General features: G+C 64.7%; 14 protein-coding genes. 12 read left to right on the top strand and 2 right to left on the bottom strand.

The genetic code is table 11. The features are described 5' to 3' along the window. Positions 1–31 precede the first annotated feature (31 nt). A complete protein-coding gene (locus D1159_RS14825) occupies positions 32–3229 on the bottom strand; it encodes a UvrD-helicase domain-containing protein (protein ID WP_161846432.1) in 3198 nt (1065 codons plus the stop codon). Between the two features lie 36 nt (positions 3230–3265). Next, positions 3266–3451, bottom strand: coding sequence for a DUF4177 domain-containing protein (locus D1159_RS14830; protein ID WP_161846433.1), 186 nt, complete (start codon positions 3449–3451; stop codon positions 3266–3268). Between the two features lie 143 nt (positions 3452–3594). Between D1159_RS14830 and D1159_RS14835 the strand changes: the two genes are divergently transcribed. The 12 genes from D1159_RS14835 (at position 3595) to D1159_RS14890 (ending at position 14956) form a co-directional block, all read left to right on the top strand. Then, positions 3595–4083 carry an NAD(P)H-dependent oxidoreductase gene (locus tag D1159_RS14835; protein ID WP_161846434.1) on the top strand — a complete coding sequence of 163 codons (489 nt, stop codon included), beginning with the start codon at positions 3595–3597 and terminating at the stop codon, positions 4081–4083. A gap of 16 nt (positions 4084–4099) precedes the next feature. Further along, the gene (locus D1159_RS14840; protein WP_161846435.1) at positions 4100–5455 is read left to right on the top strand and encodes a TraB/GumN family protein; all 1356 of its coding nucleotides are present in this window, start codon (positions 4100–4102) and stop codon (positions 5453–5455) included. Positions 5456–5619: 164 nt separating this feature from the next. Further along, entirely contained in the window at positions 5620–5853 is a 234-nt protein-coding gene (locus D1159_RS14845; protein WP_161846436.1) for a hypothetical protein, read from the top strand. Further along, positions 5850–6878 carry a LacI family DNA-binding transcriptional regulator gene (locus D1159_RS14850; RefSeq protein ID WP_161846437.1) on the top strand — a complete coding sequence of 343 codons (1029 nt, stop codon included), beginning with the start codon at positions 5850–5852 and terminating at the stop codon, positions 6876–6878. The genes D1159_RS14845 and D1159_RS14850 overlap by 4 nt, the downstream gene beginning before the upstream one ends. Positions 6879–7106: 228 nt before the next feature. After that, complete coding sequence (locus D1159_RS14855) at positions 7107–7919, top strand: deoxyribose-phosphate aldolase (RefSeq protein ID WP_161846438.1); 813 nt, start codon at positions 7107–7109, stop codon at positions 7917–7919. Positions 7920–7963: 44 nt separating this feature from the next. Further along, entirely contained in the window at positions 7964–9439 is a 1476-nt protein-coding gene (locus D1159_RS14860) for an FGGY family carbohydrate kinase (protein WP_161846439.1), read from the top strand. Beyond that, a complete protein-coding gene (locus D1159_RS14865) occupies positions 9436–10092 on the top strand; it encodes a flavodoxin family protein (protein ID WP_161846440.1) in 657 nt (218 codons plus the stop codon). The genes D1159_RS14860 and D1159_RS14865 overlap by 4 nt, the downstream gene beginning before the upstream one ends. A 22-nt stretch (positions 10093–10114) precedes the next feature. Further along, the gene (locus tag D1159_RS14870) at positions 10115–11140 is read left to right on the top strand and encodes a zinc-binding dehydrogenase (RefSeq protein WP_161846441.1); all 1026 of its coding nucleotides are present in this window, start codon (positions 10115–10117) and stop codon (positions 11138–11140) included. A 16-nt stretch (positions 11141–11156) separates the two neighbouring features. Beyond that, on the top strand, positions 11157–12158 hold the full coding sequence (locus tag D1159_RS14875) for an alcohol dehydrogenase catalytic domain-containing protein (protein ID WP_161846442.1): 1002 nt from the start codon (positions 11157–11159) through the stop codon (positions 12156–12158). After that, complete coding sequence (locus D1159_RS14880) at positions 12155–13186, top strand: zinc-binding dehydrogenase (protein ID WP_161846443.1); 1032 nt, start codon at positions 12155–12157, stop codon at positions 13184–13186. Before D1159_RS14875 ends, D1159_RS14880 begins: the two co-directional genes overlap by 4 nt. Before the next feature lie 92 nt (positions 13187–13278). Further along, positions 13279–14253, top strand: a complete 975-nt coding sequence (locus tag D1159_RS14885) for a methenyltetrahydromethanopterin cyclohydrolase (RefSeq protein ID WP_161846444.1) — start codon at positions 13279–13281, stop codon at positions 14251–14253. Position 14254: 1 nt separating this feature from the next. After that, positions 14255–14956 carry a methenyltetrahydromethanopterin cyclohydrolase gene (locus tag D1159_RS14890; RefSeq protein ID WP_161846445.1) on the top strand — a complete coding sequence of 234 codons (702 nt, stop codon included), beginning with the start codon at positions 14255–14257 and terminating at the stop codon, positions 14954–14956. Positions 14957–15221 lie beyond the last annotated feature (265 nt).

The following is a 15221-nucleotide window of genomic DNA, read 5'->3' on the forward strand; positions in this document are numbered from 1 at the left end:
TGCCGGTTGCGGATGGCTGTGAATACAGGCTCTAAGAGAATAGGCTGAGCTGATTGCTGGCGGGAGGCTTTGCCCGCAGGGCGGCTCCCCGCTCAATCATCGCCTCCGGCAGGTCCGCCAAGAAGGGGGAGGGCTGGCCGGAGGTGAGAAGGATCAGCGATTCCCCGGCCCGGGAGAGGCCCACGTAAAACAGCCGGCGCTCCTCCTCCAGGTCAGCGGGGGCGCGGCCGGACTCCAAGGGGACCAGGCCCTGGCGCAGGCCGCACAGGACGACGGCGGGGAACTCCAGCCCCTTGGCGGCGTGGAGGGTCATCAGGGTAACGGCGCCGGAGGGGAGCTCCCGGCCGGAGCGGCGGCGGAGATCCCCCTCGCCGCCCAGGGTGAGCCCCTCCAGCAGGGCAGGCATGGTGGGGTAAAATAGGGCCATGTGCTGCAGGCGGTCCAGGGGGTCGGAGCCGGTGCAGCCCGCCTGGACCGCCCAGCGCTCCAGCAGCTTCCACGGTTTTTCCCGTCCGGCGCCGGGGGCGAAGTGAGCGGCCAGATTCAGCCAGGGCTGGAGGGCCGGCACGGCGGCGTAGTCCTCTGCGGCGGCGGCGAGCCGCTCCCCGGCGCTTCCCGGAATTCTGGCCCAGGAGGCGCACACCGCCCGGACCAGATCCCCCGGGGCCTGCCACACCAGCCGCAGGCAGCTGTCCAGACAGAGCAGGTCCTCCGGGTCCAGCAGCAGGCGGAAGAAGCACAGGGCGCCCCGGACGATATCGTCCTGGAGCCAGTCCTCCCGTCCGGCGATGACGCAGGGGATGTCGTCCCGGCGCAGGCACTGCTCCAGCAGGCGCAGCTGCCGCCGGGTGCGGCAGCACACCCCGATCTCGGAAAAGCTGTACACCCGCTCCGGCCGGGGCGCCTGATGGGCCTCCAGCATGTCCACCCCGCCCACCAGCCGGCGGATCTCTTTTGCGGTAAAAATGGCCTCTCCCCGGTCGTCCCCGGCCTGGATCAGGCGGACCTTGGCCCCGGCGGGGCGGGTGGGGACCAAAGTACGGGGAACGCCGCCGTTGGGCGCGATGGCCGCCAGGGCGCAGCCCAGGATCTCCGGGGTGGAGCGGTAATTTTGGGTGAGGGAGACGGTGTGCAGGCCGGGAAAATCCTCCGCCAGCCGGGCGAAGCAGTCCCCCCGGCTGCCCCGGAAGGCGTAGATGGACTGGTCCGGGTCGCCGATGACAAAGAGGCTGCGGCCTGCCCGGTTCCAGGTCTTGACCAGCCGGTACTGTACCCCGTTGCAGTCCTGGAACTCGTCCACCAGCAGGTAAGTGAAGCGGCGCAGGGAGGCCTCCTCCGCCCCCTCCCCCCACGCCAGGGCGCGGAGGAGGAGATCGTCATAGTCCATCAATCCCTGCTCCGCCAGACGGCGGGCGTAGAATTCGCATACTCCGTTCAGCTCCGGTTCCTCCGGGGGCAGGCCATTCTTCCGGCGGGAGACCTCCTGAAGCAGCCTGCGGGGGGCGGCCTTCACCCCCAGCGCCCGCAGGGCCTGCCCCGCCAGCTCCAGAGACTCAAATTCCCCTGCCAGACGGACAGGTTTCTCTTGGGAGAGCAGCTCCAGGGCGATGGCGTGGAAGGTGCCGGCGGTGAGCCCCCGCAGGGCCCGCTTTCCCCCCAGGGCAGCGGCCAGCCGCTCCCGCAGCTCCTCCGCAGCCCTGTTGGTGAAGGTGACGGCGGTGATCTCGCTGGGGCGCACCCCCTGCCGCTCAATTAAGTACTGAATGCGGGCCACCAGGGCTTTGGTCTTGCCGGTGCCCGGACCGGCGGTCACCGCCGCCGCCCGGCAGGCGGACGCCGCGGCGGACTGCTGGGCCTCGTTCAGCGTATCCGCCGGAAGCGGCGGGTTAGGGGTTGTCTCGCTCCGTGCTGTCTTGGGGATGGGGGCGGTTTTGGTCCGCTTTTTGGCCTTAGGGGGCTCCCCGGCGAAGAGGGTGACCTGACCGTTGAGATCCTGCCGCTCCCGCTCGGAGAGAAGGGTGAGTTCCCCATAGGCCCCGTCGTAGCCGGGACGCCACTGGACCTGCCCGGCGCGCATCCGGCGGATGCCCTCGGCCACGCAGGGCCCCGCCGCCTGGGCGATGTCCTCGATAGAGGCCTGGCGCAGGATGTAGAATTCCGGCCCCAGCTGGGTGAGCATGGTTTCATATACCTGGGCGGTCCGCTTGGCCCCCGGCCCGATGCCCAGGGCGGCGGCGATGACCTCCGGCAGGGGGGTGAGCCGTTCGTAGGCGGGGGCGTTGGGGCGCACATAGCCCTCCGGCCGGTCGGCCAGCTCCTCCACCCGGTGGAGCACGCCGGTGGTCAGCGCCTTGCCGCACACGGGACAGCGGTTGTCCAGGGCGGCGGCCTCCCCGGGGGAGAGGCACTGATGGCAGTTGCGGTGGCCGTCGAAGAAGTACTTCCCCTCTTGGGGGCAGACCTCAATGGTGCCGGCGAGCCCCCGGCCGGTGCGCAGGGCCTCCTCCAGATTGGGATAGGAGGGCTGGATGTCCAGCAGATTGGCCTCCCGCCCCAGCCTGGAGGGGGAGTGGGCGTCGGAGTTGGACACCAGGTGGAACCGGTCCAGGGCGGACAGACGCCAGTTCATGGGCGGGTCGGAGGACAGGCCGGTCTCCAGGGCGTAGATGTGGTCGGTGAGATCCTCAAAGCAGTCCTCAATGGCGTCAAAGCCGGAGAAAGCGCCGAAGAGGGAGAAGTGGGGCGTCCAGATATGGGCGGGGATAAAGATGGCGCTGGGGACGGCCTCCAGGGTGATCTCCAGCAGGTCCCGGCAGTCCAGGCCCAGAATGGGCCGGCCGTCGGAGTGGATGTTGCCGATGGCCTCCAGCCGCTGGGAGAGGGTCTGCGCGGCCTCCAGACTGGGGAGGACGATGAGGTTATGAACCTTGCGCACCTTGCCCTTTTTCTTATAGATGGAGCTGATCTCCCCGCTGACCACAAAGCGGGGGGCGCCTGCGCAGGCGGTGGGGCCGGGCCGGACCAGCTCCGGCTTGAGGGTGTACAGCCCCTCTTCCGCCGGGACCAGAGCCTCCGCCAGCTCCGAGCGCCAGGCGGGGTGGGTGAAATCGCCAGTGCCCACCAGCTGGATCCCCTTCCGGCGGGCCCAGAAGTCCAGGGCGGCAGGCACACAGTCGCTGCTGGTGGCCCGGGAATATTTGGAGTGGATGTGTAAATCGGCGATGACCATGCCGCCTGCCCCCTTATGATAAAAATTGGAATGCCGTCAGCAGTCCTGCTCAAAAATCAGGTCTATAGCCTTGATCTTGCCAGAATCGCTGATCTCCGTGGGGATAAACCCCACATACCGCCAGCCTTTCTGAGCATATTCGTCAATAACGGCCCTGTGCTCCTCGGATCCAGCCCCAAAAAACTTGACGATAGAGAGGGATACATACTCATACTGTTTCATGTCGAGATCTCCTTTCAAAAGTAGGCGGTGCTTGCGATTTCCGCCGGACTGGGTTATAATCGGAAGCGGCGTTAGAAAGCTGATTGGCGGGTGCAAAGCCGGACCCACAGGGTTATTATAGCACAGGAAAAGGGGAATGTGGAATGAAATTGTCAGTTTTATATTACTCCAAGTCGGGAAACACCAAGAGGATGGCCCGTGCCATTGGGGCGGGGGCCCAGTCGGTGGAGGGCGTGGAAGTGGGCGTCTTCCCCCTGGAGCGGGTGGATCAAGAATTTGTAAAGGAGAGCGCCTGTGTCCTGCTGGGTACCCCGGCCTACCTGGCCAGCATGGCGGGGACGGTGAAAAACTGGCTGGAGATCCAGGCGCGCTCGTGCAGCCTGGCCGGAAAGCTGGGGGGCGCTTTCGCCACGGCGGACTACGTCCACGGCGGCGGCGACATGGCGGTACAGGGCATTCTGACCCACTTCATGGTGCTGGGAATGGTGGTTTACTCCGGCGGCGGAAGCTGGGGCAAGCCCTACATCCACCTGGGTCCGGTGGCTATCAGCGAGGAGCTGGAGCGCTACCGCCCCATTTTTACTGCCTACGGAGAGCGGATGGCGAAAAAGAGCAAGGAGCTCTTTGGGTAACAGAAAGGAGAACGATATGAGGAAGATCATAAAACGGCTGGCTGCGGCGGTGATGGCCGCGGCGGTGGTGACGGCCCCCGCCCTGGGGGCGGAGGGCCAGCCCGACCCCTGGGCCTACGGCGCCATTGCCGACAGCTACGCCATGGGGTTGATGGACGATAATTATGCCAATTATCTCCACGCCCCCATCACCGGGGAGCAGCTGGAGGCCATGACGGACATTGTGGCGGACAAGCTGGCCCTGCTGGGCCTGCCGGAGGCCGATGTGGCGTGGGAGGGACTGGTGCTGGACGGGACCCGGGGCGGCGTGGTCAACGCCCTGTATCAGGAAGCCGCCCGCTACCAGATCGACGGCATCGGCCTGGGTCCAGAGGGCTTTCTGACCCAGATCGGGGTGCTCCACGGGGACGGTGCCGGCAACCGCCTGGACCGCACCTGCACCTATCAGGAGGCCATGGTGATGGCAGACCGGCTGATTCTCGCCCTCTATGACGCCAACGACGCCGGGTCCAAGGGCCTGCTGTGGAAGGCGGTCAACGGGGACAACACCCTCTATCTCCTAGGCACTATCCACCTGGACCGGAGCAACGCCTATCCCCTGCACAAGTCGGTGCGCAGCGCCCTGCTCAGCGCGGACACCGTGGCTTTTGAGCTGGACTTCAACGACGCGGCGGGAATGGCCCAGCTGGCGGCCAGCCAGGTCTACAGCGACGGCACCACGTTAAAGGACCACATCAGCCCCGAGCTGTACGAGCGGGTGTGCGCCGCGCTGGAACCGCTTGGCATGACGCGGGCGGAGATCGACGCCTGCAAGCCCTGGGTGCTGGCCACCAGCCTGTCCAGCCTGTCCATGCAGGACGGCACCACCAGCGCCAACGCCATGGCGGTGGACCTCTACCTCAACAGCGCCGCCACCTGGGCGGGGATCAAGACTACAGGGGTGGAGAGCTATGACCTCCAGATCAATATTTTTGACACGCTGTCTCCCGCATATCAGGAGGCCTACTTAGAGGGCGGCCTGGCGGTCTTTGAGGCCAGCCGGAACAGCGGCGAGCCCAGCCAGGAGGCCCTGGACGCCGCCGCCGCCAACGAGGCCCAAATCGCCGCCATGTTCGACGCCTGGAAGGCCCGCAGCCCCGAGGCCTTTGACGCAACTTACAGCAAGGCGGATATTATCAGCAGCGGGGACGAGATCAGCGCCCGCCTCTTCACCGACCGGGACCCAGGCATGATCCAGGCCGCCGCCCGCTTTTTGGAGGCCGAGGGGGAGAACACGGTCTTCATGGCCGTGGGCGCGGGCCATATGTCCGACCCGGGGGGCATCGTCTCCGGCCTGCGGGCCTTGGGCTATACCGTGACCTTGGTGGAGTAATTTGAACTGATTTCAGATAATTCCAGACACGTGGGACCCGGCAGTGAGAAGATTTCACTGCCGGGTCCTGTTGTGTCGCGGTTTGGGGAAAATAGACTTGTGGAATCCGACATGGGATGGTATCATCATAATAGATTAGAGAGAGGACAGGAGGGGGAAGCGGGATGAGAGGGACAGCGGAGGGCCAACACCCTATGGAACGGGTGCTGCGGGAGAGCCTGAAGGGCGGCGCCCGGCGGCAGGCGGAGCTGCGCCTGAGCGGGGCGGAGGCGGCCTGGGTGCGGGCAAATGCCCCAAGCCTGACCTGCGTCCCGCTGGAGGCTGGCGGGAACGGCCCCCGGTGGTACCGGATCTCCGCCGGCGGGCCGGACCGGGAGGAGAAGGGGGGAAGGGTTTGACCATTAAAGAGATAGCCAAGCTCACCGGCGTGTCGGTGGCCACAGTGTCCCGCTGCATCAACCAGCCGGACAAGGTCTCCCCGGCCACCCGGGACCGGATTACCCAGGTGGTGCGGCGGATGGGCTATGTGCCCAACGCCTCCGCCCAGAGCCTGTCCACCGGCCAGACCCGGACAATCGCCTGCGTGGTGCCCACCCTGAGCAATGAATTTTTCAGCCAGCTGGTGGAGGGCAGCCAGAAGGTGTTCAGTATGGCGGGGTACAAGCTGCAAATCTACTCCCTGAACAGCCTCCCCCCGGAGCAGCGCAAGCCGGACCAGCAGGGGGTGGACGGGATGATCCTCTATGTGTCTGACTTCCGCACCAGCAAGGAGGTGCGGGACTACCTGCAAAGCATCCAGGTGCCCTATGTGCTCATCGGCAACCCGGACCAGATGCGCCTGGACCGCCCCCCCATCTCGGTGTATATGGAAGACTATGAGGGGGTACAGATGGCCCTGCGCTACCTCTATGCCGAGGGCAACCGGCACTTCGGCGTGCTGGCCGCTTCGGGAAACTCCTTTGTCAGCGACCACCGTATTCAGGCGGCGGAGGACTTTTTCCGCCTCCACCCAGACTGCACCTGTCAGATCGAGTTTGTAGACTACGGCGACCAGCTCAGTCAGTCGCTGGTGAGCACCGCCCGGCTGCTGGCCTACGAGACCCGGCCCACCGCCATGATCACCTTCAACGACATGATGGCGGTGGGGGCCATCCGCTGCCTGAAAACCCGGGGCCTGCGGGTGCCGGAGGATATGGAGATCATCGGCTTTGACGATATCCCTCTGGCCAGCTATGTCACCCCCGCCCTGTCCACCATCGCCGCCCCCAACCGGCGCTTGGGGGAGAAGGCGGCGGAGCTGCTGCTGCGGCGCCTGGCGTGCAATATGGACTTTACCCAGTGCGTGCTCTATCCGGTGGAGCTGCGCCTGCGGGAGACCACAAAGAATCTGGCAAGCGGAGAAGTTTGCCGGGGGTTTTTCTGATAAAGGCAACTAAAAATCAGAGTTACAGAATGAAAAGGGCTGGCGGATGCCGGCCTTTTTCATCTTTTTGTGTCAAAAGGGGAATTTGCTCTTCCGGCTGTGTGAAGGCGCGAGAGCGGAAAGCGGGAAAATAGGGCTGGATTTTTAGATTTAGATATGATAAGATTGATTTACAGGAATGTAACCGATTACAGAAACCCGTTACATAAAGAAAGGAGCACATATTCTATGGGAACCATCAAGAGACTGAACCACATTTTCCGCGCCGACGGCAAGACCATCATCACCGCCTTTGACCACGGGGTGAACTCCGGCCCCATGGCGGGCATCGCGGATCTGGGCGCGGCGCTGAAGCAGGTGATTGACGCCGGGACAGACGCGGTGATTCTCAATATCGGCATGGCGCGCAGGCACGAGGCCCTGCTGGGCCGCACCGGCCTGATTGTCCGTGCGGACTTCCCCTGCACCGACTACGCCCGGGGCTCCCACGACAGCATCCTGTGTGTGGCGGTGGAGGAGGCCGTGAAGGTGGGGGCCGACGCGGTGCTCTTTAACGGCGGCCCCGACATCTCCGGCGAGGACATCGGCCTGGAGCGGTGCATGATCTCCATCATCAGCCGGCTGCGCCGGGAGTGCGAGCAGTACGGAATGCCCCTCATCGCGGAGATGGTCCCCGGCGGCTTCAATCCTCCGGCGGAGTACATCAACCTGGACAGCCTGAAGCTGGCCGCCCGGGTGGCCGCTGAGGCGGGCGCCGACATGCTGAAAATGCCCTACCGCTCCGGCCCGGACGGCCGCACCTATGAGGAAGTGGTCAACGGCTGCGAGGGCCTGCCCATTGTGGTGCTGGGCGGCGCCAAGACCAACTCCCAGGAGCAGTTCTTCGCCAACATTGACGATGCCCTCAAGTGCGGCGCCAAGGGCGTGGCCATCGGCCGCAACATCTGGGGCCATGCCCATCCCGACCGGGTCATCAGCCTGCTCAACGGCCTGATCCACGAGGGGGAGGATCTGGGCCAGGCTATGAAGCACCTGGACTAGGTGGTCCTTGGCAGACACAGGGTTTGTAGAGAGGGGTGTCAACCATGACACAGAACTATCTGTTGGGCATTGACATCGGAACCAGCAGCATCAAGACCGTCCTGCTGGACCGGGAGGGACGCCGCGCGGCCCAGCATACCTATGCCTATCAGATCATACAGAGCAAGCCGGGCTATGTGGAGCAGGACCCGGAGGGCTGCTGGTGGCTGGGGGCCCGGGAGGGGATCCGGGCCTGCCTGACCCAGTCGGGGGTGCCGGCGGGGGAGATAGCCGGCATCTGCGCCAGCGGCATGGTGCCCAATCTGTGCCCCCTGGACCGGGAGGGCCGCCCAGTGCGCAACGCCATTTTGTACCGGGATAACCGGGCGGTGGCCCAGGCCCGGCGGCTCAAGGAGCGCTTCGGCTGGCCCTTCTCCCTCCAGGACGTGACCCCCAAGCTGCTGTGGCTGAAGGAGAACGAGCCGGAGAACTACGGCCGGATTGAGATGGTGCTTAACGCCCACTCCTATGTGGCCTACCGGCTCACCGGGGCCTACAGCGCGGATCACGACATCGCGGCCATTTTCGGCGAGGTCTATGACGACCAAAACCATGTCTGGCTGCCGGAACGGATGGAGGCTATCGGCCTGGCCCCCAAGGTGCTGCCCCCCCTGTTCTGGCCCATGGACGTTGTGGGCACGGTGACGGCCCAGGCCGCCGCCGAGACTGGCCTGGCCCTAGGGACGCCGGTGGTGGCCGGCACCGGGGACTCCTACACCATTTTGGTGGGCACCGGCACCGTCTCCGCCGGGGAGGGGCTGATCTATCTGGGCACCGCCGGCACGTTCCTGGGGCTGGAGCGGTCCCTGGACGATCAGCGGGGGACCTGCCCCTTCATCACCGGGGGGGCCCGCTTCCTTGGGAATGTCCTCACCGGCGGGGAGATTACCCGCTGGTTCCGGGAGTCCATTTTGACGCGGAGCATGGACTACCAGGCCCTGGAGGAGGCCGCGGCGGGGGTGGCCCCGGGGGCGGAGGGCCTGTTTGCCCTGCCCCATCTGCTGGGCCAGCGGACCCCAACGCCGGATCCCCTGGCCCGGGGGGTGCTCTTCGGGCTGACCAACGCCCACACCGCGGGGCACATCTACCGCGCCCTGCTGGAGGGGGTGGCCTACGCCCTGCGGGATTCCTATGAGCACAGCGCCCTGCCCCTGAAGCGGCTGGTGATCGGCGGCGGCGGGAGCAACTGCCTGCTGTGGCGACAGATCATCGCCGACGTGCTCCACCAGGAGCTGACCTATATCCCCCAGGGGGACAACGCCCTGGGTACCGCCTATCTGGCGGGCATGGCGCTGAAGCTCTTTGACAGCTTTGACACGGTGCGGGACCGGTGGCTGCGGGAGACCAGCGTCATCCGCCCCGACGCCGCCAATGCCGAGCGCTATGACCGCCTGTTCCCCTTTTATCAGCACCTGAACACCCTGAGCCGTCCGGTCTTCGCGGAGCTGGCCGGCCTGGATCGAGAGGAGATGGCCCAATGAAAATTGCCGCGTTTGTCAGCAGCTCCAGCCACCACGGGAACACCGCCACCGCTGTGCAGAAATTCGCCGAGGGGGCCAGACAGGCCGGTGCGGAGGTGGATATCTACTACCTCCACGACTATGATATGAAGCCCTGCCGGGGGTGCCGGGTGTGCGAGAAGACCAATGAATGCGTCATCAAAAACGACGACGTACCCAAGCTCCACCAGGCCCTGCGGGAGGCGGACGCCTATGTCTTAGCAACTCCCACGTTCTATGGGGACATTACCGGCGCGTTCAAGGTCTTTGTGGACCGGTGCTATCCCTTTGTAGATATTTGGAAGGACGAAGAGACCCAGAAAATGCGCTTTGGCAGCGTCAACAAGCGCCGCCGCCCCGGGGTGCTCATCGCCCTGAGCGGCAGCCACGGGGACATGGTCTTTGACAGCCACATGAAGGTGGGCTACTTCTGCCTTAACGATCTGAACAGCTATCCCTGGCGGGAGTTCTGCATCCCCTACACCACCTGGAAGCCGGTGGCGGAGATGGAGGACGTGGTGGAGAAGCTGATCCAGGGCGGGAAAGACCTGGCGGCCCACCTGAACAGCGGCGAGGGAGAAAATCTGGCCAAAACCCAGGCCTATTATGAGCGCTATCGGGAATTGAAGTATTGAGACAGATAAGGAGGAACGCGCCATGAAAAAGGCAGTGATCACCGCGAAGGAGACGGTGGAGCTCCAGGACTTCCCCATGCCGGAAATCCGGGAGGACCAGGTGCTGGTAAAGGTAAAGGCCTGCGGCCTGTGTACCTTTGAGCAGCGCTACTACACCGGCGGCAAGGAGCAGTATCCCTTTAACGGCGGGCATGAGGTGTGCGGCGTTGTGGAGCAGGTGGGCAGCCGGGTGGCCTCCGGCATCCAGGCGGGCGACCGGGTGGTGGTAGCCGCCATCACCCGCTGCGGCGAGTGCTACTACTGCCAGCGGGGGATGGACAACATGTGCGCCAACGGCGGCGACAACCCTGTCCCGGATACCCTGTGGGGCCCCGGCGGCCTGAGCGAGTACATGGTAGCCGAGGGCTATCAGGTCTACAAGGTCCGCGATGATATGGATTTCTCCGTGGGCACCCTGGCGGAACCTCTGGCCTGCGTGCTGCGCAGTGTGCAGAAGGCCCATGTGGTCTACGGGGATACCGTGGTCATTACCGGCGCGGGGATTATGGGCCTGCTCCACGTAAAGGTGGCCAAGCTCAGCGGCCTGAAGGTGATTATTACCGAGGTGGACGACAAGCGCAAAGAGGCCGCCAAAAAGCTGGGGGCCGACCGGGTGGTGGATCCCACCAAGGAGGACCTGCTGGCGGTGGTGAAGGAGCTCACCGGCGGCCGGGGCGTGGAGGCGGTGTTCTACACCGCCGGCGGCGCCAGGGCGGCGGAGCAGGGGATCAACGCCCTGGCCAAGGGGGGCACCATCGTGTTCTACGGTGCCATCTACCCCAAGGGGACCATGAGCATCGACCCCAACAAGATCCACTATGACGAAATCAACTTCACCGGCCTGGTGTCCACCACCAAGGAGAGCTTCCGGGAGTCCGCCCGGATGCTGTCCGAGGGCCTCATCGACGTGAGAGAGTTCATCAGCGAGGAGGTCCCCTTTGAGAAAATCGACTACGCCTTCCAGCGGGCGGTGTCGCCGGATACCTACCGGGTGATTGTGCAAATCTGAGAAGGGAGCTCCTGTTATGAAGGCACTGCTGAGAAAGAGCGACACACCAAAGGACTTCGCCCTGGGCGAGGTTTTGGAGCCTGTCACACCGCCCGGAATGGTCAAGATCAAGGTGGCCTATTCCGGGATATGCGGCAGTGATCTGCACATCTATCTGGGCCAGGAGGCGGGGCTGCCCCAGGGGATCCACGGCCACGAGTTCTCCGGTTGGATTGCCGGGCTGGGGGAGGGCGTTGAAAATCTGAACGTGGGCCAGCGGGTTACCGCGGAGCACACCGCCTCCACCTGCGGGGTATGCCAGTACTGCAAAACCGGCCGGTACCAGCTGTGTCAGAACCGCCACTCCATCGGCTTCGACACCCCTGGGTCCTTTACGGAGTACGTCCTGGTGGACCCCCAGTACGTCCACCCCCTGCCGGATAACGTCAGCCTGAAGCAGGGGGCACTCACCGAACCCCTGGCCTGTATCATCCACGCCATTGAGCTGGTAGACGTGAAGCCGGGTCTGCCGGTGCTGGTGGTGGGTCCCGGCCCCATGGGCCTGCTGGCCGGCCTGGCCCTGAAGGCCTACGGCTGTCAGGTGGACATTCTGGGCACCGAGGCAGACCGGGAGCGGCTGGAGCGGGCCGCCGCCGCTGGCCTGCACGTGGTAAGCGAGGCCAAGCCCGGGGCCTATCCCCTGGCGGCGGAGTGCTCCGGCGCCGGCGGTGGCATCCGCGCCGGTCTGACCGCCCTGGAGAAGGGAGGCACCCTCCTTCAGGTGGGCATCGCCACCCGCCCGGTGGAGCTGCCCTACGACCAGATGGTCTATCGGGAGCTGAAGATCCAGGGCACCTTCTGCCACACCTGGAAGGACTGGCGTCAGGCCCTGCGGCTGGAGGAGACCGGCCTGCTGGACCTGTCCCCGGTGATCACCGGCGTGGTGAAGTTGGATGACTGGAAAGAGGCATTCGAAGACCTGCTGGACAAGAAGGGCATGAAGACCCTGTTTGTCTTGAACGAGGAGGCGGAGTCATGAACATGCGGCAAATTCAATTTGACGGCGTGGGCCAGCTGCGCCAGGTGGAGCGGCCCATCCCGCCCCTGAAGGACGATCAGGTCCTGGTAAAGGTGGAGGCCTGCGGCCTGTGTACCTGGGAGCGGTACATCTACGAGGGCACCGAGTCCATGCCCTTCCCCTTCGTGGGGGGACACGAGATCGCCGGTACCGTGGTGGAGACGGGAAAGGCCGTCTCCGGGGACATTCAGCCCGGTATGCCGGTGTCGGTGGCCAAGTGGGTGCGCTGCAACCAGTGCGAGCCCTGCCGCCGGGGGTTTGACAACCACTGCCTGGGCAACGACGGCCCCTCGGACCGGGGGTACTCCGGCCCCGCCGGCTTCGCCGACTATCTGGTGTGCCAGAGCTATGAGGTATTCCCCTTCGCCCCCGGCGTGCCCATTCACTACGCCGCCCTGGCCGAGCCGGTGGCCTGCGTCACCCGGGGGGTGAACAAGCTGGGGGCAGTGGGGGGCGACACCGCGGTGGTCATCGGCGCGGGCTTCATGGGCCTGCTCTTCCTCAAGCTGCTCAAGCTGCGGGGATGTAAGGTGATTGTGGTCCAGCGCAGCGCTAAGCGGCGGGAGCTGGCCGCTCAGATGGGGGCGGATCTGACACTGGACCCGGCCCAGTCGGACTGGACGGCGGAGGTCATGGCCCAGACCGGGGGCATGGGCGCGGCGGCGGTGGTGTACACCGCGGGCGGCTCCCAGACGGTAAACCAGTGCCTGGCCGCCGCCCGGGTGGGGGCTACAGTGCTGCTCTACGCCCCCACTCATGAGGATCGTCCCGCCATTGACCTGGATCTTATCCACTTTAAAGAGCTGGTGCTCACCGGGGCCATCCGCCACGATAAGGAAAGCTTCCGTCAGGCGGTGCGCCTGCTGGGCAGCGGGCAGGTGGATTTCAGCGATCTCTCCCTGTCCTTCGGCTCCATGGCGGACCTGGAAGGGGAGATGAAGCGGGCCAACACAGACCGGGACATCCACCGCATCCTCCTGAAGTGGTAAAGGGCTGAAAGAGAAAACGGTTACAAAAGGGGCGTGGGTCAAAATGCCGGACTCGCGCCCCTTTTTCAAAAGAAACGAGAGGAGGAAACAGATTGCGAACGTCACTGAACGAGCGGGCGCTGGGGATCATCGAGACCCGCATTCTGCCCCACCTGGACCAGATCGGGGCCCAGGTCCACATACTGGCCAACGGCGCCACGGTAATTGACCTAGGCGTCCACGCCAAGGGGGGCTGGATGGCGGCGAAGTACTTCACCGAGTCCAACCTGGGGGGCCTGGGGGAGCTGACCTACACCACCATGCAGGTGGGGAGCAGCCGCCTGCCGGCGGCCACCGTCTTTGTGGACCGGCCCGCCGTCGCGGAGCTGGCCGCCCACGACGCGTTTCTGTATATTGAGTACCAGGGGGTAAAGCGCTCCGTCTCCGGACCCCTGCGGGCCGTTACGGGGACGGACCACTTCGCCCAGGCGGTGTCCTACCGGGACCCCCATCCCAAAAAGCTGGTGGCCCATATCCAGATTGACCAGCTCCCCGACGAGGGAATGACGGATCTGATTGCCGCCGCCGTGGGGCGGGAGGCCAGGGATCTCTATCTTCTGGCGGCCCGGACAGGCACTCTCACCGGCGCGGCCCAGGTGTGCGCCCGCAACGTGGAGCAGAGCCTGCCCAGCCTGCTGGACCAGGGCTTTCCCATTGACGCCATTGTCCAGGCCAGCGGCAGCGCGCCCATCCCCGCGGTGGTGGACGACGAGCAGCTGGCCTACGGCCGGGTGAACGACGGCCTGATCTACGGCCAGGAGACCAATCTGTATGTAGACTGCGGTGACGGGGATATCACCCGGCTGGCGGAGATTTTGCCCTTTAACAAGAATAAGGACGTATACGGCGTCCCCTTTGAGGAGCTGTTCGCCCGGTGTGATTACCTGTGGCGCAACGTGCCCAGGGAGTGGGACGCCCCCTGCCGGGTGAACTTTTTCAATCTGCGCACGGGAAATGCCTTCTCCTACGGCGCGCTTCACAACGGTGTGCTGGAGCGCAGCTTTTTGGGGACAAATGGAGGGAAATAAGATGGAATATACAGCGGCGGCAAAGATGCAGTTTGACAAGCTGGTACAGGAGGCGGACCCCTGGCACTGCGCGGCAGCGCAGGGAGAACACGGCGTCCGGGTGGACGGAGGCTGGGCCTGTCCCGGGGGCTGGATGGCGGCCAAGTGCGTGCTGGAGGGCCTGATGGGCGGCCGGGGCCAGGTGAGCTACGCCCACCGGAAGCTCCCCGACGGCCGTCAGGTTCCGGCGGTAGAGGTCTTCTGCGATGACCCTGCGGCTCTGGCCGCGGCTTTCCGGCCAGATAAGAGGGGGATATACGGCGTAAGGGAGGGGGAGGACTACGTTTTGGGCGTGTCCAGCGCCCCTGCGGAAGAATTCGCCCAAGTCAGAGGAAATTTGGTCTGTGCGCCGGCGGACAGCCTGCTGGCCTGCGTTCTGGCGGCGGGGAGCCTGCTGGCCCGGGGCGTGGACGCCCTGGAGCAAGCGGGCGTGGAGGACATCCAGTGGGGGTGGAGCAGCTGCCCCATACCCCCCATGGCCTGTAGTGCGGATGCCGGTCTGACCCAGTCGGAGGGCGCTGTCTCCATCTGGGTCCGGGGCGAAGGAGAGGCCATTCGCCGGGCGGTCGGCGCCAATCCGGTGGATGGCTTCTGTGTACACGAGCTTAAAACCGCTTACACTTATAGAAAAGCGGAAAAGGAGGGGAAAAGCGAAACATTTTAAGAGAAAAATTTGGATATCCGCCAAAATAGGGTGGTCTGAATTTGTCTATTTAGTAGAAAGCACGGAAAACAGCCGCTTTATCCGGGGAGAACACTTGCAAAATGCAATACAGTGTGGTAGAGTAAGGACATAACGAATGTAACCGGTTACAATCCGGGTTTACAGACCTCGTTACCGTTCCACCAACTGAAACAAGGAGGAATTACACCATGAAGAAGAAGCTCTTGTCTTTCTTGCTGGCCGGTACCATGCTGCTGGGTCTGGC

It is taken from the genome of Pseudoflavonifractor sp. 524-17, from assembly GCF_009935845.1.
Lineage (GTDB): Bacteria > Bacillota > Clostridia > Oscillospirales > Oscillospiraceae > Pseudoflavonifractor_A.